The organism is Sutcliffiella sp. NC1 (assembly GCF_027594365.1).
Classification (GTDB): Bacteria; Bacillota; Bacilli; order Bacillales; family Bacillaceae_I; genus Sutcliffiella; species Sutcliffiella cohnii.
The window spans coordinates 1,076,386-1,093,532 of record NZ_CP115153.1; the positions used below are offsets into that span (position 1 = coordinate 1,076,386).

Annotated in this window: 17 protein-coding genes and 2 riboswitches; of the genes, 15 read left to right on the top strand and 2 right to left on the bottom strand. The window is 37.9% G+C overall.

Annotated elements, in window-relative coordinates; translation table 11 throughout:
• Nucleotides 1–97 precede the first annotated feature (97 nt).
• Nucleotides 98–511, bottom strand: a complete 414-nt coding sequence (gene mscL, locus O1A01_RS05450; protein WP_270065753.1) for a large-conductance mechanosensitive channel protein MscL — start codon at nucleotides 509–511, stop codon at nucleotides 98–100.
• A 298-nt stretch (nucleotides 512–809) separates the two neighbouring features.
• Nucleotides 810–1,196, bottom strand: a complete 387-nt coding sequence (locus O1A01_RS05455) for a hypothetical protein (protein WP_066417224.1) — start codon at nucleotides 1,194–1,196, stop codon at nucleotides 810–812.
• Nucleotides 1,197–1,411: 215 nt separating this feature from the next.
• On the opposite strand from O1A01_RS05455, the gene O1A01_RS05460 reads away from it, so the two are divergent.
• The 15 genes from O1A01_RS05460 to O1A01_RS05530 all read left to right on the top strand — a co-directional run bounded on the left by O1A01_RS05460 (nucleotide 1,412) and on the right by O1A01_RS05530 (nucleotide 17,141).
• Nucleotides 1,412–3,433 (top strand): transglycosylase domain-containing protein, encoded by a 2,022-nt coding sequence (locus O1A01_RS05460; RefSeq protein WP_270065754.1) that lies wholly within the window; start codon nucleotides 1,412–1,414, stop codon nucleotides 3,431–3,433.
• A 179-nt stretch (nucleotides 3,434–3,612) separates the two neighbouring features.
• The gene (locus O1A01_RS05465; protein ID WP_066417218.1) at nucleotides 3,613–3,816 is read left to right on the top strand and encodes a hypothetical protein; all 204 of its coding nucleotides are present in this window, start codon (nucleotides 3,613–3,615) and stop codon (nucleotides 3,814–3,816) included.
• On the top strand, nucleotides 3,797–4,111 hold the full coding sequence (locus O1A01_RS05470) for a YbjQ family protein (protein ID WP_066417216.1): 315 nt from the start codon (nucleotides 3,797–3,799) through the stop codon (nucleotides 4,109–4,111). The genes O1A01_RS05465 and O1A01_RS05470 overlap by 20 nt, the downstream gene beginning before the upstream one ends.
• Before the next feature lie 294 nt (nucleotides 4,112–4,405).
• The gene (locus O1A01_RS05475; protein WP_270065755.1) at nucleotides 4,406–4,885 is read left to right on the top strand and encodes a cell wall hydrolase; all 480 of its coding nucleotides are present in this window, start codon (nucleotides 4,406–4,408) and stop codon (nucleotides 4,883–4,885) included.
• Between the two features lie 23 nt (nucleotides 4,886–4,908).
• Nucleotides 4,909–5,364, top strand: coding sequence for a spore coat protein GerQ (gene gerQ, locus O1A01_RS05480; protein WP_270065756.1), 456 nt, complete (start codon nucleotides 4,909–4,911; stop codon nucleotides 5,362–5,364).
• A 339-nt stretch (nucleotides 5,365–5,703) separates the two neighbouring features.
• Nucleotides 5,704–8,757 carry an efflux RND transporter permease subunit gene (locus tag O1A01_RS05485; protein ID WP_270065757.1) on the top strand — a complete coding sequence of 1,018 codons (3,054 nt, stop codon included), beginning with the start codon at nucleotides 5,704–5,706 and terminating at the stop codon, nucleotides 8,755–8,757.
• A 324-nt stretch (nucleotides 8,758–9,081) separates the two neighbouring features.
• Nucleotides 9,082–9,188, top strand: a riboswitch (TPP riboswitch).
• 164 nt (nucleotides 9,189–9,352) lie between these two features.
• Nucleotides 9,353–10,033, top strand: coding sequence for a thiaminase II (gene tenA, locus O1A01_RS05490; RefSeq protein WP_066417202.1), 681 nt, complete (start codon nucleotides 9,353–9,355; stop codon nucleotides 10,031–10,033).
• A 12-nt stretch (nucleotides 10,034–10,045) separates the two neighbouring features.
• Nucleotides 10,046–10,627: an ECF transporter S component gene (locus tag O1A01_RS05495; protein ID WP_066417200.1), complete on the top strand. Its 582-nt coding sequence runs from the start codon at nucleotides 10,046–10,048 to the stop codon at nucleotides 10,625–10,627.
• 54 nt (nucleotides 10,628–10,681) lie between these two features.
• Nucleotides 10,682–12,112: an ABC transporter ATP-binding protein gene (locus O1A01_RS05500; RefSeq protein ID WP_270065758.1), complete on the top strand. Its 1,431-nt coding sequence runs from the start codon at nucleotides 10,682–10,684 to the stop codon at nucleotides 12,110–12,112.
• A complete protein-coding gene (locus tag O1A01_RS05505; protein ID WP_270065759.1) occupies nucleotides 12,090–12,887 on the top strand; it encodes an energy-coupling factor transporter transmembrane component T family protein in 798 nt (265 codons plus the stop codon). Before O1A01_RS05500 ends, O1A01_RS05505 begins: the two co-directional genes overlap by 23 nt.
• Nucleotides 12,888–12,949: 62 nt before the next feature.
• A riboswitch (TPP riboswitch) is annotated at nucleotides 12,950–13,055 on the top strand.
• Between the two features lie 358 nt (nucleotides 13,056–13,413).
• Complete coding sequence (gene tenI, locus O1A01_RS05510; protein ID WP_270065760.1) at nucleotides 13,414–14,031, top strand: thiazole tautomerase TenI; 618 nt, start codon at nucleotides 13,414–13,416, stop codon at nucleotides 14,029–14,031.
• A complete protein-coding gene (gene thiO, locus O1A01_RS05515; RefSeq protein WP_270065761.1) occupies nucleotides 14,028–15,155 on the top strand; it encodes a glycine oxidase ThiO in 1,128 nt (375 codons plus the stop codon). The genes tenI and thiO overlap by 4 nt, the downstream gene beginning before the upstream one ends.
• Nucleotides 15,152–15,355 carry a sulfur carrier protein ThiS gene (gene thiS, locus O1A01_RS05520; protein WP_066417187.1) on the top strand — a complete coding sequence of 68 codons (204 nt, stop codon included), beginning with the start codon at nucleotides 15,152–15,154 and terminating at the stop codon, nucleotides 15,353–15,355. Before thiO ends, thiS begins: the two co-directional genes overlap by 4 nt.
• A 2-nt stretch (nucleotides 15,356–15,357) precedes the next feature.
• Nucleotides 15,358–16,125 (top strand): thiazole synthase, encoded by a 768-nt coding sequence (locus O1A01_RS05525; RefSeq protein WP_066417184.1) that lies wholly within the window; start codon nucleotides 15,358–15,360, stop codon nucleotides 16,123–16,125.
• Complete coding sequence (locus tag O1A01_RS05530; RefSeq protein WP_270065762.1) at nucleotides 16,125–17,141, top strand: thiazole biosynthesis adenylyltransferase ThiF; 1,017 nt, start codon at nucleotides 16,125–16,127, stop codon at nucleotides 17,139–17,141. The genes O1A01_RS05525 and O1A01_RS05530 overlap by 1 nt, the downstream gene beginning before the upstream one ends.
• Nucleotides 17,142–17,147: the final 6 nt, after the last annotated feature.

Here is a 17,147-nt window from a genome sequence, read left to right on the forward strand (position 1 = left end):
TAAGTCAACATCAGCTCTCTAACGTTCGCTGTGTTTCCTTTATCTCCTGCGGAAAAGCTCCAGTTTGTTTGGACCTAAACGAGCCACCTCCGCTTTTCTACTTAATATGTATTTTCATTTTATTGGGTTTTTCGGTTTTGTTTTCGTTTTTCATTATGTCTCTTATTTCTGTAAGTAGAATTGCTTCTTGTGAGGGGGAAGGTGTTTGTTTCTTTTGTCGTTCTTTGTTTCTTAGTCGTTGGATGACTCTTATAACGAAAAAGATAGAAAGTGAAATGATTAGAAAATCAATTACTGTTTGGATAAATGCCCCGTATTGAATAATAGCTTGGCCAATTTGAAAGCTTTGATTAGTTAAGTTTACTCCTCCTAACACGATACCTAATAATGGCATCATAATATCACTTACTAAAGAAGAAACGATATTTCCAAATGCACTACCGATAATAACCCCTACTGCTAAATCTACAACATTACCTTTCAAAGCAAACTGTTTAAAGTCTTTAAGCATAGCTCCAACTCCTAAAGTTGTCTTACTAGTAATTTTATTAATTAAAATAATGATTATGATGAAAAAAAACGGGCTGTCTTATAAGTCTTAAAACAGTAGAGAAACGAATCTTTTTTTTTGTTTTTTTCAAGTGTTCCTTTTTTATAGATTGGCCTAAACCTATCTATACCAACTCCTTATAATGAATGTTTTGTACTTACACCTATTGGAAATTTCAGCATTGTTATAATAGTAACCAATAAAAAAGTCCTAAAAGTCAGTTTCTACTGACTTTTAGGACGGCTCAGATGAATCGGATTTAAACACATTGAAACCATTGGATTCTTCTAGTGTCGATTCCGAAATAAACCCAGCGGAACCCAGTCCAACGCCATCCAGCTACCGATCGCCTTCCGATGTAAGTTGGATAGAGCCAGAATGATTGCCCACTAGTTAATCGAATCCATGTAAAACGGAATAAACATCCACGTAAGGATCCAGGATCAACTGCCATTACACTAGGACCAGCAGCAAAGCTTGCTGGTGGAGGTGTAGCTGGTGGAGGTCCGGGGGGTGGACCAACTTGTTGACCCATTCCTGCTTGCCCAGGGGGTCCAAATCCGCTACCAGGGCCCATTCCTCCACCAGCCCCATAAGGCGGTGGTGTTGAAGGAGGGAATCCAGGGAATTGTCGATAAGGATACATAAAAAATCTCCTTTCTTAAAAAACCATAATTGAAGGAAAAAGATAAAAGGTATTGTTCTACCTTCGATACGTTTACAATATGCAAATGCCTATTAGAAGGTGCTGTTTAATCACATTAAGTTTCCTTCGTTACTAAAATTTGGGTATTTTGTACGGTCATAAACATACCCCTATAAACGAATTTATTATAGTTAAAATATTTATGGAGGTACAAAATGGCTTCAAGATTGGAACGAAAAAAGAAAAAAGGGTTTAATATAAAGTTTGTTCTTTTACTTGTAGGTATTTTTACTCTAATTCTTTTAGTTGGAATGCAGTTTCACATTAATACGAGAGATGTAAGTGCCTTACTACAACCGTTACCTCAATCAACAATCGTTTATGACCGTAATGGTGATATAGCTAGTAAGTTTTCTTCTAATCAAGTGGAAGGTGTGAACGAAAACGAAATAGCGGATGTTATGAAATTAGCGATAGTTGCCGTCGAGGACCAACGTTTCTATGAGCATGATGGTTTCGATTTAATCGGTACTTTACGTGCAGCATTAAAAAATGTAAAAGAGCGAAATGTTGTGCAAGGTGGAAGTACAATTACACAACAATTGGTGAAAAATGTGTTTCTCACCAATGAAAAAACGTTCAAACGAAAATTAGATGAATTTTTCTTAGCTAAAAAAGTAGAGCAAGAATATACGAAAAGTGAAATATTAAGTTTGTACTTAAATCAAATATACTTTGGTGAAGGTGCTTGGGGAATAAAAAAAGCGGCTCAAGTATATTTTGGGAAAGAACCGATAGACCTCTCAATAGCGGAGGCTGCTACGTTAGCAGGTTTAGTGAAAGCTCCTTCTGCGCTTTCCCCAATTAAAAATAAAGACGGGGCAATAGAGCGAAGAAATGTTGTATTACAATTAATGCATAATCAAGGCTTTATTTCAGATAGTCAATTTGAAGAAGCTAAAAACGAAAAACTTGAAATAGAAGAGAGAAAGATAGACGAATATCGAGGGAAATATGCTAGTTATATCGACCATATCGTAACAGAAGCAATGAATCTTTATGGTTTAACAGAAAATGAGTTGCTTTCTGGAGGCTATCATATTTATACAGAAATGGATCAAAGTGTGCAACAAACTCTCGAAAATCTGTATTCAGAAGTGTCTAACTTTCCGGTGACTCCAGATGGTAACGTTCCTGAGAGCGCAGGTATTCTCTTACATGCTGAAACAGCTGGAGTTTTAGGTTTAGTTGGCGGGAGAGACTATCAATTTCGACATTTGAATCGTGCGACAAGTATTAAACGTCAACCAGGTTCAATCGTTAAGCCACTGTTTGTGTATACACCAGCACTTGAAAATGGCTATGAGCCTCATCATATGTTAAACGATACGCCAATTAATATTAATGGGTATTCCCCTCAAAATCATACGAGGTCGTATCAAGGAGAAGTATCGATGTACAATGCAGTCATTCATTCATACAACATTCCGGCCGTTTCGCTTTTACATGAAATGGGGATAAAATATGGAATTGATGCAGCTAGTCGCTTTAATATTCCTATTACGGATGATGATCATCACTTAAGTAGTTTGGCATTAGGTGGATTTTCAAAAGGTGTAGCACCAATTCACATGGCAGAGGCGTACACTACATTTGCTAATAAAGGTGTTAAAACAAACGCACATGCGATATCAAAAATAGTCGATCGTAACGGAAAAACAGTAGCGACATTCGAAGGAGAAAAGAAACAAATTATCTCAGAAGAAGTGTCACAAAAAATGACGTTTATGTTAAAAGGTGCGGTCGAAGAAGGTGGAGGTAGAAATGCTTCTATCGTTGGTAGAGAAGTAGCTGGAAAGACTGGCTCAACTCAAGTGAACTTTGATGGGGTTCCAAATGCTATTCAAGATCAATGGTTTGTAGGGTATACTCCAGAAGTAGTTGGAGCGTTTTGGATTGGGTTTGATAGGACAGATGAGTCACATTACGTACCAGTTGTTGCAGGAGCGGGAAATACTGCTGCTACTCTTTTCTCCAAAACAATTTCACTTGGACTTCAAGATTTACCATCTACGAGTTTTAGTCTCGGGTCTTATTTAAAAGCACCACCAGTGAAAAAGGTGGATAATAATAAAAAAGAACAAAAAAAGCAAAAGAAAACTCCACCGGGACAAAAAAAGAAGGAAGAAAAGAAGAAAAATAAAAAGAACAAAAAGGGTAAAAAGAAAGATGATTAATAAAAGGCCTTATAACTCGTTATGGGGCCTTTTAGTTTTGTTTGTCGCAGTTTATTACACTCTTTTATTACCAAAGTAGCACACAAGAGATGCATTAAAAAACATGATAGATAAATATCTCTCAATGTAATTTTATCGTGGTAAAATGAGTATAGTATGAAAGAACGTAAGGTGAGTATATGGACTTAATAAAGTACACATTATTAATAACTGCCATCGCTGGGCAAGTTTTAGGTATTGTTTTAGTTTTTATCAGTTTAATCTGGGCAGGGGTCTTTTACGCTTTATACTTTGTTGCATTACTTGTGTTATCCATACTATTCATAATAGAACGAAAAAAAGAAAAAGAGGAAGATGATCAGAATGATTATAGTGACTACTGATTTTGTACCTGGTAAGGAAGTTAAGGAATTAAAGGGATTCGTAAGAGGAAGTACCGTTCAATCCAAACATGTTGGGAAAGATATTTTAGCTGGGTTAAAAACGATTGTTGGCGGAGAAATTAAAGCGTACTCCGAAATGATGAATGAAGCAAGGCAAAAAGCTATTGGAAGAATGGTAGAAGACGCAAAAGGAAAAGGTGCTAATGCTATCATTACAGTTCGTTTAGAAACATCAAATGTTATGGCAAATGCATCAGAAATTATTGCATATGGAACAGCTGTATACGTAGAGTAGCTAAATAATAAAAAGGTAGTAATTGGAGTAGGGATTAGCAATTAATCCGTACTCCATTTTTTATTGTCAGATAAGCACCAAATTATGCTTATACCTAAATGTGAAAGATACACTTAAACTACAAATGCTTCAAGACGGTTTCACTTTGAAATCGTTTTATGTTTTTAATAACTAGAAAAGTACAAGCTTCTTTCTTTATAAAATTTGTTTTTTCCAATGTTTGGGCGGATAGGCAAGTCACCAAAAATAACATTGGGCAATAGTATACTCGTATAGGCCGAAGGGGGTGAGAAAGTGGGTAGGCGAATAAAACATACTGAACGTGACGTGGAGGAATTAGCAAGGCTTATGTTGGCGGAGGCGATCGGTGAAGGAGCCGAAGGGATGGAGATGGTTGGAACGGTTGTGGCCAATCGGGTCGAGGCAGACTGTGCACCGGACTTCCAAAATTTACGCAATATAAGACATGCAATCTACCAAGTGATACCAGGAACTGGAATACCTCACTTCGAACCTGTTTTAAATGGAGCGTTGTATACACAACGGCCCACAGAAGAAGATCTTCAAAGGGCAAGGAATTTACTTCTTGGTCATAGAAATCCTCGTGCGAGATTGAATTTATGGTTTTTTAATCCGAGTCCGGGGAAAACATACCGTGAACCTTGTACCCCTACGATGCCAAGATCCCCTATGACGCAGTTCGAATTTGCGCATAAAAATCATTGCTTCTATGTCGCTGTACCGGGCTACTGCCCAGAGTTTTATAATAGATAAAAAAATAAGGAGATGATTTTCTCATGACTTGTAGAGGATCAAGTTATTACCCAACAACTTATTCACCAAGTGCTTATCCAGGTATGAAGACTAGTCCCACACAACAACAACTAGGCGGCTTTCCGGCGGGGATGCCTTCTGGACCAGCTTATTCTGTGCCAGTAATGCCGATGGGGACAGGACAGCTGCTAGGAACACGGGTAGTGGAAGAATCGTTTATCGAAAATATTTTGCGCTTCAATAAAGGTAAGATTGGTACATTCTATTTTACTTACCAAGGTAACACTGAATGGAATGCTAGGGTTTACCGTGGACGCGTTGAAACGGCTGGGCGTGACCATATCATCATTAGCGACCCTGCCAGCGGCAAACGTTTCCTGCTTATGATGGCAAATCTTGACTGGGTAGAATTTGACGAGCGAATTAACTATCCTCACACAGAAATTAGTCCTGAAGTAACATTGGATACAACTCAGTGATAATGCCAATTTGCTAAAAACCCGCTACCAATAAAAGCGGGTTTTTAGTTTGGTCATATTTAGAATACATAATTGAATTGTAATGGACAAGTTCGCTTTCCTGTTCCCTCTGAAGGAAAAGCGAGCACTTGCAACGACGTTTAAATGAACTAGATTTTTAGAAGGCTATTTCCGTCCTGTAAAACCTAAGACCTATATTCTCTTCTCCTACAGTCTTATGTAGGTCTCTGTCTCTAGCTATATTTTTGTAAATATATTGTAAAAGTAGTAATTTTCACACTTTTTTAGGATATAATGCGAGAGGATAGAAAGTTGGGAACATAGGGGGAAAATGGAAAGATGAAATTTATTAAAATGATTGTTCAACGAAAAATTCTAGTCGGCTTGTTAACGGTGCTTGTGCTATTAATTGGCACGTTTTCTTTGCAAAAGCTAGATAAAGAGTTATTTCCACCAATAGATTTTGATGGAGCATACATTGTCATTTATGCCGATGATATGCAATCCATTGAAGTGGAGCGCTCTATCACTAGTCCGCTTGAGAACAGCATTATGGCAATCGATGGTGTTGATAGCGTTAGCTCAACTTCCAATATAGGTGTGAGTAGTATTAATGTGTTTTTTGAGCGTGGCAGTGGAGATGAGGTATATAACGAACTAGAAACCATCGTAAGTAGTACTACCGCTAATATAACAGGTATTCGTGATGTGGTTACAGGTAAATATAGTACAAATCAACCGTACGATTTCTTTATGGATGTGTCTGGTGGCGACCTGGAAGAAATGACGGTTTTTGCACAAGAAATATTAGAGCCAAGATTAGAAGATTTAAAAGAAGTTTCCGATGTTTTATTAACCGGAATTCAAGAAAATGAAATAATAATAGAGTTTAAACAAGAAAAATTACTTAGTGAAGGAATGGTAATTTCCGATGTAATCGGTTTTATTCAACAAAATAATAGTGAAGCAACACTTGGAACGATAAAAGAAGAACAAGATTCACCGTCTCTTCGTTGGAACACAAAGTTTGAAAATGTGGAAGATATAAGAAGTATGAAGCTTCCGTCTTTAAATGGCTTTGTAGAACTAGGAGATGTAAGTACAATTACTTTAATGCCTAAAGAAAACTCCTCTGACGTTTGGAAAAATGGAAAGAAAGATTTTATTTTTGTGCAAGTCGGAAGAGTAGCTAATGTTACTCAAATTGACATGGCGAATGCAGTTCGAGAAGAAGTAAAGAAAATTGAAGAAGAAGGATTGGTAAAAGGCTTCGACGTCAATTTTATTGTTTCTCAAGCTGATTACGTACAAGAATCAATTGATGGAGTTTCAAACAATATTTTAATAGGTGGAATACTTGCAGTTATTATTTTACTATTGTTCCTACGAAATTTACGTGCAACATTCATTGTAGGTATTTCCATTCCAACATCAATCCTATTAACATTTATTTGTATGTGGCTACTTGATTACAGCTTAAACATTTTAACACTTATAGGCTTAGGTTTAGGGATAGGGATGATGGTGGACTCGGCTATCGTCATTTTAGAATCAATATATCGTAAAAGGGAACAAGGTTTAAAAAAATTAGATGCTGTATTAGAAGGAGTAAAAGAAGTTGCAACGGCTGTTATTGCATCTATGTTAACGACAATAGTAGTGTTTTTGCCAATTGGCTTACTCGGCGGAGAGTTAGGCCAGTTTATGATCATACTGTCCGTAGTAGTTGCGGTAACATTAATTAGTTCCGTTGTCGTTTCATTTACTTTAATTCCAGCACTTGCGGAAAAATTTTTAAAGCTAAAAAAGAAAAAGGCAGTAAAAAAAGAAGGGAAACTGCTACAAACATACAGTAAACTCGTTTCTTGGACTGTAAAGAAAACGAGAAATAGTATCGCTGTTATCGGCATATTTTTTCTAATGTTCGTTGGTTCTCTTTTTTTAGTAACAAAAATACCGATGACTATTATGCCTGACGTATTTAATCGTTATGCAGAATTAGTTATTTCAATGGAATCAGGAATAACACCTGAAGAAAAACAAACTGTAGTAGAAGAAATAAATGAAAGACTTAGTTCGATTACGGATGTGGAATCCAACTATATAATAGACGATGGAACGTATATTTTTGCAATCATTAACATGACAAAGGATAAAAACATTACAAGAGAGCAAAAGGAAGTAAATGAGGAAATCTTTCGCTCCCTTCGTGAGCTAACAGAAACTCAACCAATTGTTGGAGTGCAAAGTTCGATGGATGCAGGAGGTGCGTCACCTGTCCAAGTTAATATTAAAGGAGACGACTTTGAACAATTACAATCGTTAGCGGATAAGTTTATACAAGAACTAGAAGCTATAGATGGAGTTGTTGGAATCTCCCATTCCGCAGAAAGAACATCTATTGAAGAAGTAATAGAGTTAAACGAGAACGCGATAGAAGAGGCAGGCCTAACGAATTTTCAAATTAGACAAATGATCGAGCAAGCTTTTCTGCATTTTCCAATCGGAGAGGTTACAGTTAATAACGAAACGCTTCCCTTAATCGTAACATGGGAGGAGCGAATAAACAGAAAAGCTGATTTATTGAACCTGGAAATTCCAACGAACGACGGAACAAGTAAACTATCTGAGTTTATTCAATTAAAAAGTGTAAACACGCCGAATGCAATTACTCATATAGATGGCGAGCGATATATTTCTATTTCTGCAGACATGGAAGGAAAAGATTTAGGATCTATTAATAGAGAAGTTCAAAATGTCATTCAAAAATTTGAAACACCTGTTGGATATACGGTTGCGGCAGCTGGTGATTTAGAACAGCAACAGGAATTAATGGTAGAAATGATGATGATCTTAGGGTTAGCAATTTTCTTAGTGTATTTAGTGATGGCTGTGCAGTTTAATCATTTAATCCAACCTATTATTGTCATGTCAATCATACCGATGACGATAGTTGGAGTAATTTTAGGTTTAGTTCTAACCCAAAGAGAGCTAAGTATCATGTCAGCGATGGGTATCATTATGTTAATTGGAATTGTATTGAATAATGCAATCTTATTAATCGACCGGACTAACCAACTTCGTAATCAAGGTGAGGAAATTGAAAATGCCTTAATAGAAGCTGGGAAAAACCGTATTCGACCAATCTTTATGACAACATTAACGACAGCTGGTGGAATGTTACCTTTAGCGTTAGCTTCAGGAACATCAGGTAACTACCAAGCACCAATGGCAACCGTAATCATATCAGGCTTACTATTTGCAACCTTTATCACACTCCTACTCATCCCAGCCGTTTGCAAACTATTCTCTACTATCGGGAAAGTAGGAAAGAAAATGTTTAAGAAAAAGAATCGGAGTAATAAAGATGAAACCAGCGAAATAAATATTTAATATTGCAAAAGTAAACCTATTGAAAAACTGCACCAAGGCCGATGGATCTTATAAGGTTCGCCTTTCACACAAGTTTAGAACCGTGAGTGTAACGGAGCGGAAGGTGCGAGACTCCAGCGGGATGTAGAGGGAAGGTCGAGACCCCACAGGCGAAGCCGAGGAGGCTCGACTCCCTCCCCGCGGAAAGCGAGTACCTGCAGCGAAGAGGAACGGTCTGACTTAAAACGCTAACCTATTTTCGATATAGATATAGAAAAAACCTTTTGACATTTTAAAATAAACTGATATGATAATTATCAGAAAACACCTTAAAAATTTAATAATTAAGACCACTAGGGGTGCCTTTACAAGGCTGAGATTAGAGTGTGACTCTAAGACTCTTAGAACCTGATCTGGTTAACACCAGCGTAGGGAAGTGGACGGTTGTATTTTCATGCATGAATTATTTCCTCGCATGAACTACATATCATTATGTTTAATCAACCACCTTCTTTGCGCACATGCGAAGAAGGTGGTTTTTTATTTTTTCGGAAAAAATAGTAGGGCCCACTATTTAATTCCGAAGCAACAAAATGTATCTAGGAGGATGATTAGGATGAAATTTTCACAAATAATTAGAAAAGAAGCAGATCATATATGGGAGGCAAGCTTTCAACATCCATTTGTTACAGGAATTGCTGATGGAACACTTTCCTTGGAAAGCTTTAAATATTACGTAATGCAAGATGCATATTATTTAAGTCACTTTGCAAAAGTTCAAGCATACGGAGGGGGGAAAGCATTTGACCTTCAAACAACTGCTAGACTTGCTGCACACGCACAAGGAACGTATGAAGCTGAACTGTCACTACATGAAAATTTTTCAAAACGTCTAGGAATTTCGGAAGAAGAACATAAAAACTTCCAACCAGCACCAACTGCTTACGCATACACATCCCATATGTACCGTGCAGTTTTAACTGGTGGATTAGGAGAAGTAATCGCAGCGTTATTACCGTGTTACTGGTTATACTATGAAATTGGTGAAAGGTTACAAGGTTCAACTCCTGAAGAACCAATCTATCAAGAATGGATTGCCGCCTACGGAGGGGACTGGTTCCGTCAATTAGTGGAAGAGCAAATTGATAGATTAGATGAATTAGCGGAAAAGGCAACAGAGGGAGAAAAAGAAAGAATGAAAGAGTATTTCCTGTTGAGTAGCCAATATGAATATTCGTTTTGGCAAATGGCTTACACATTAGAACGTTGGCCAGTTCAAGCGAAAGTAAAGCAGTAGGAGATTACGAGAATGAAAAAAAATTTAAAGCTAACAGATATATTAGTAACGATATTAATTTCCATCGTTTTTGGGATTGTATATAAAATTTGGGGTCCAGTGAGTGGGGTTATGAGCTCATTTGGACTACATATTGATGAGTTAGTATACGGTATGTGGTTCATTGCTGCTGCTGTTGCGTATTTAATTATTCGAAAAGCCGGTGTTGCATTTTTAGCAGAAGTGGCAGCGGCATCTGGTGAACTATTAATGGGGTCAGAATACGGTGTAATCGTACTAGTATACGGAATCGTACAAGGATTATTTGCAGAAGCAGTGTTTGCCTCCTTTCGCTATAAACGATTTGATCTATTAGTCGTTTCTCTTGCTGGAGCTAGTTCAGCGGTAGGGTCACTTTTATTAGATTTGTTCCGAGGATATTTATTAGATTTAGTATGGTGGAGTGTGACATTAAAAGTATTTTTCCGCATTGTAGGCGGCATTTTCTTCACCGGCTTTGTTGCGTATGCATTAGTGAAAGCATTAGAAAAAACAGGGGTAACGAAACTATTAAGACCAGCTAGTAAAGAAGATTATGAGTCTTTGAGTAAATAGCAAAAAGAGGGATTTTGAAACGTTTAAATTAAAGCGCATTAAAAGGAGAGAGTCATGACACAAATTAAAGTGGAAAATTTACGTCTAAAATATGCAGGGGATGAAATGCTTTTCCACGATGTCTCTTTTTCTTGTAAACACGGCGAGAAAATTTTGTTCCTCGGTCCTTCAGGGTGTGGGAAATCAACCCTATTACAGGTTATTTCTGGGTTAATACCGACTGTAATGGAAGTACCGATGCGTGCGGATAACATAATAACACCGGAGTCTTGGGGCTATGTGTTCCAAGACCCGGATTCTCAGTTTTGCATGCCTTATGTAGACGAGGAACTTGCATTTGTACTTGAAAATTTAGCGGTACCGAGAGAAAAAATGGACTGTAAAATAAATTACTTACTTAACGAAGTAGGCTTAGAGCTTCCACACCCCCACACGAAAATAAATGAACTGTCTGGTGGAATGAAACAAAGGCTAGCGATTGCTTCTGTTTTAGCAATGGAACCAGATGTTTTATTTTTAGATGAACCAACGGCGCTATTAGACCCAGAAGGAACAAAGGAAGTGTGGGACACAATTAAACGGGTAGGAGAAGAAAAGACAGTCATTATTGTCGAGCATAAATTAAACTATCTGTTAGATTGGGTAGAGCGGGTAGTCGTTTTTGACGATAAAGGAACAATCATAGCGGACGGAGCTACTTTAGAAGTTTTCTCGCAATACAAGGAAAAGTTAAAAGAATATGGCATTTGGTATCCTGGAGTTTGGGAGGAAGTAATTGATCCAACTAATTTAAACCAAAATCCAGAAAAGGGAGAATCGATTATATCTCTACACGATTTTCAGGGTTTTAGAGGAAAAGAGTGTAAAATTTCAGTGGAGGATGTTACGTTCCATAAAGGTCAATGGACAACGATTATCGGAAAAAATGGCGCAGGAAAAAGTACCCTATTAGAGGCGATTCGAAAGCTTTTAAAAACGAAAGGTGAGCTTCATTATTTCGGTGAAAATTACGAAGAAGAAGTGACGTTTGTTTTTCAAAACCCTGAATTTCAATTTGTTACGCATTCCGTTGAAGAGGAAATTGGATATACGCTATTGCGAAAAGGTGTATCGGAAGTAGAGAGAAATAATAAAGTAGAAAAACTGCTCGACAATTTTCATTTAACACATGTACGAAAAAAACACCCTTTCGAGCTTTCAACTGGACAAAAAAGACGGCTAAGTGTGGCATCAGCGGTTGTACATCGTCCGAGTGTACTCCTTTTAGATGAACCTACATTCGGTCAGGATAGTCGAAATACTTTTTCGATGCTTGAATGGTTACAACAGCTCAAAGAAGAGGGGGTATGTGTTGTGATGGTTACACATGATGAGCATATTGTTGAGCATTTTGCAGATAAAGTGTTAGTAGTGGAGAGTGGAGAAGTAGTAGAAGTAATAGAGAAAGAGAGGTACGTACACGATGCAATGGTCATTACAAGTTAACGAAACGTGGTTGCATCGAGTGAATCCGAGTTTCAAGTTAATAGCAATTGTCCTCCTCTTTGTAGCGGTCCTCTTCATACATAACATAAATGTATTAGTGAATATGACACTATTTATGTTATTGCTCTATATAACGTCAACGGGACATAGTTGGAAGGTAAAGGTCGTTCTTCTCCTACCATTTACCATTCTATTTTTCTCTTCTGCTGTGACGATGATTTTGTTCGGTAAAGGTGATACAACATGGTTTCAATTAGGCATTGTTCACATAAGTGAAGAAAGCTTTTATCGAGGAGTTCATATTGGATTAAGAGCATTAGTGTTTGCGTTTTTAGGTTTACTATTCGCGCTAACAACGAAGCCGGTTCTTTTATTTTATTCTCTTATGCAGCAATGGAAACTACCGCCAAAGTATGCTTACAGTTTTCTCGCGTCTATTCGGCTCCTGCCAATTATGGTAGAAGAATTTTTTACTTTACAAAAAGCGTTAAAAGTTAGAGGGATTAAACAGGAAAAAGGTATGAAAGCTATCATACAAAAGGTCACTTTATATAGTATACCTTTATTATCACAAAGCATCAGAAGGGCGCATCGAATCGCAGTGGCGATGGAAGCAAAAAAATTTTCACAACAAAAAAATCGCACCTATTATTATCAAGTAGAGTACTCAAAAAATGACGTAATATTTACAACAGTTTTATTAATGGTATTACTTATCTCTTTTGTTTCAGCTACCTTTTTCCCTTACTTTTCGATAACGGATGTTAGATATTAAGTTCACTTTTATTTAAAAAAATTGGTTAGTATGCTATACTTTATTTACACAATTTAATAAGAACTTTTCACTAGGGGAGTCGAAATGACTGAGATGGAATAAATTGTTTCCAGACCCTTCGAACCTGATCTGGTTAATACCAGCGTAGGGAAGTGGGTAAATATATTGTATAGAAATATACTATTCATTCATACAAACCACTCTTTACGCTTAGGCGAAAAGAGTGGTTTTTTGTTTAGTATTATGCTAGTAAGGATTTGTTCTATGACGTCTTTTAGTAAAGATTGTAGTACTAATATTTAAAACAGAGAGTGGATCGGAGCGGAGGGAACTTGACTCCTGCGGGAGGAAGAGGGAAGGTCGAGACCCCGCAGGGCGCAGCCCGAGGAGGCTCGACTCCCTCCCCGCGGAAAGCAAGTTCCCGCAGCGAAGAGGAACGGACTATCTCTAAAGGCTCCCATAGTTTACAGGTAGATTTTAAGGTAAGTGTCAACGCTATATGCATTACAAAGGAGATTATCAATCTATGAAGCTACATGTTATTACAGATGGAAAGAAAACGAACGAAGAGTTAACAAACATTTTAAGAAGTATCCATCCATATGTAGACAGAATACATATTCGCGAAAAAGAAAAAACGGCAAGAGAGCTAGCACAATTACTGGAACAAATATTAAAAAGTGGAGTTCCTGCAAACAAATTAATCGTAAATGATCGAGTTGATGTTGCACAAGCATTTTCGGTGCGTGGTGTCCAGCTTGCGTTTCATAGTTTAGACGTACAGTTAGTAAAGCGGGCTTTTCCTAGGTTAGAAATTGGATGCTCTGTCCATTCGATAAAAGAAGCAGCATATGCAGAAAAAAACGGTGCGGACTTTTTACTATACGGCCATATTTTTACTACATCCTCAAAACTAGGGCAGCAACCACGTGGGATAGATAACCTTAAAGTAATGGTTGAGAATAGTTTTGTTCCAATTATCGGTATTGGTGGAATTACACCAAAGAATTTAAAACAAGTAGCTTCCACCGGAGCCTCCGGTGTTGCAGTGATGAGTGGAATAATGGAGAGCAAAAACCCAGTATTGATGGCAAAAAGGTTTCAAGAAAGTCATAGCAGCTATGTGGAAGGAGGAGAGAAATGAATAACAATTGGGACCTAATCGTTGTTGGTGGTGGAGTGATCGGAAATGCAGCAGCCTACTATTTACAAAAGTCAGGGAGAAACGTCCTTCTTTTAGAAAAAGGAACCGTTGGCCAAGGAGCGTCAAAAGCGGCAGCAGGGATGCTAGGTGCTCAAGTAGAGTTGACGGAAGTTGGACCAATGTTTGAACTAGCAAGGGAAAGTAGAAAAATGTTTCCTAGATTACAAGAAGAGTTAAAAGAGATGTGTGGTATCGATATCGAGCTTGTTAGAGAAGGCTTGCTGAAAGTCGCAAAAACAGATGAGGAAAAAGTTCATTTGCAATCTGTAATTGAAGCACAACGTTCATTCGGAGAGAATACAAAATGGCTCGACCGTGAGGAAACACTACAAATGGAATCATCATTAAGTGATAGTATCATCGGAGCTATGGACATACCGAATGATGGGCATGTTAATCCTGTGCAACTTACACAGGCATTTAGCAAAAGTGCGGTCGCCCTCGGTGCAACTGTTAAAGAGTTTGTAGAAGTATATTCGTTCATCGAATCGAGTGGGAAGATAACAGGTGTTCATACGAATATAGGTGCTTTTTATGGCGAAAACATCGTTGTTGCTAACGGAGCTTGGAGTGCCCGTTTATTGAAGGAAGCGAATATAAATCTACCAACCTATCCAGTAAAAGGTGAGTGTATTTCTGTTATAACAGAACGGCCACTCATTAAAAGTACCATCTTTTCACAACGGTGTTACGTAGTCCCAAAAAGCGGAAACCGTTTAATTATTGGTGCAACTTCTATACCTAATAGTTTTTCGGAACATGTTTCCGTTGAGGCAATCTCATCCTTGATTCAAGCGTCCATAGACATTTTGCCTGACATTCAACGAGCTCAGTTTGAAAGGGCGTGGGCTGGAATACGACCGCAAACGATAGATGAGTTACCGTTTCTTGGAGTGCACCCAACAATAGAAAACGTATTTATCTGCACAGGTCATTATCGGAACGGTATTTTACTATCCCCAATTAGTGGAAAGCTTATTGCGGATATGATGAATGGTCATACGCTACCTTCCTATTTACAGGCGTTTACGTTTGAACGATTGAAAGGGGTGATAACAACATGAAAGTAACGATAAATGGTGAACTAATAGAGTTACCTAATGATATTAGAACAGTAGAAGATTTGCTAGCACATTTTCACCTTGATCAAAAGGTAGTCATTGTAGAAAAGAACCGAGATATTTTACAAAAAGAATCGCATCCATCAGTTACGTTAGCAGAAGGCGATCAATTAGAATTAGTACATTTTGTAGGAGGCGGATGAACATGTTAAAAATTGGACCATATGAATTTGAATCACGTTTATTATTAGGAACTGGTAAATACCCGAGCTTTGAAGTACAAAAAGAAGCGGTTGCGGTATCCGAATCAGAAATTTTAACGTTTGCGGTACGTCGCATGAACATCTTTGAACCGAGTCAACCAAACTTTTTAGAAAAACTAGACTTAGAGAAATATACGTTACTTCCAAATACTGCTGGGGCAAAAACAGCGGAAGAAGCAGTGCGCATTGCAAAATTAGCAAAAGCGTCTGGATTATGTGACATGATTAAAGTAGAAGTAATTGGCTGCTGGAAAACGTTATTACCAGATCCTGTTGAAACGTTAAAAGCAACAGAAGAGCTTTTAAAAGAAGGGTTTATCGTTTTACCGTACACTTCAGATGATGTTGTACTTGCTCGCAAACTAGAAGAATTAGGTTCACACGCAATAATGCCTGGAGCTTCTCCAATTGGATCTGGTCAAGGAATTATCAATCCGCTCAACTTAAGCTTTATTATCGAGCAATCAAACGTTCCAGTTATTGTGGATGCGGGAGTTGGCTCACCAGCTGATGCTGCTCAGGCGATGGAGTTAGGAGCAGATGGAGTTTTATTAAACACCGCTGTTTCGGCTGCAAAAGACCCAGTGAAAATGGCAAAAGCAATGAAACTAGCAATTGAAGCAGGAAGGTTAGGTTTTGAGGCTGGGCGTATGGAGAAAAAACGTTATGCCACTGCTAGTAGCCCAACTGAAGGAATGAGTGTTAGCTAATGGAACGCTATTCTAGACAGATACTATTTAAACCAATTGGGGTAAATGGACAAAAGCAATTAACGGAACAGCATGTCCTCATAGTGGGAGCAGGTGCACTCGGTACAGGTATTGCCGAGGCACTTTCTCGAGCTGGGGTCGGGAAAATGACGATTATCGATCGAGATTACGTAGAATGGAGTAATTTACAGCGCCAACAACTATACGGGGAATTAGATGCTGAACATAAAATTCCTAAAGCAGTTGCTGCTAAAACGAGACTACTAGAAATTAACTCATCTACTGAAATAGAAGCAATCGTCGGAGATGCTACACCAGATTTACTAGAACCGTTAATAGATGGTGTTTCTTTACTTTTAGATGCAACAGATAATTTTGATATTCGTTTTATTATTAATGACCTATCTCAAAAATATAATATACCTTGGATTTATGGTGCCTGTGTCGGTAGTTATGGGATTTCCTATACGATTCTTCCAGGAGAAACACCTTGTTTACAATGTTTATTAAAGTCCGTTCCGTTAGGTGGTGCTACTTGTGATACGGTGGGAGTTATTTCTCCAGGAGTACAAATGGTTGTTGCCCACCAAGTAGCGGAAGCGTTAAAAATATTAACTGGTAATCAAAAAAGTTTAAGGAAAAAGTTAGTTTCGTTCGACCTTTGGGAAAATCGCTATTCTTCCATCGACGTAAACCGTATGAAAGATTCTTCTTGTCTATCATGTGGGGAAAGTCGGAGCTTTCCATACTTGTCTTACGAAAATCAAACGAAAACAGCGGTGCTTTGTGGAAGAGACTCTGTACAAATTAGACCGAACACGAACCAAGAAAGAAATCTTGAAGAAATAGAATCGGTATTTGCGGACCAAGGGTTAAAAGTGGATCGAAATCCTTTTCTTTTATCAGTAGAAATTGGTAGTCAACGTCTCGTTTTATTTAAAGATGGGCGAGCTATTGTCCACGGGACAAAAGACATAACGGAAGCAAAAAGTATTTATTATCGATATGTAGGGTAGGTGGCT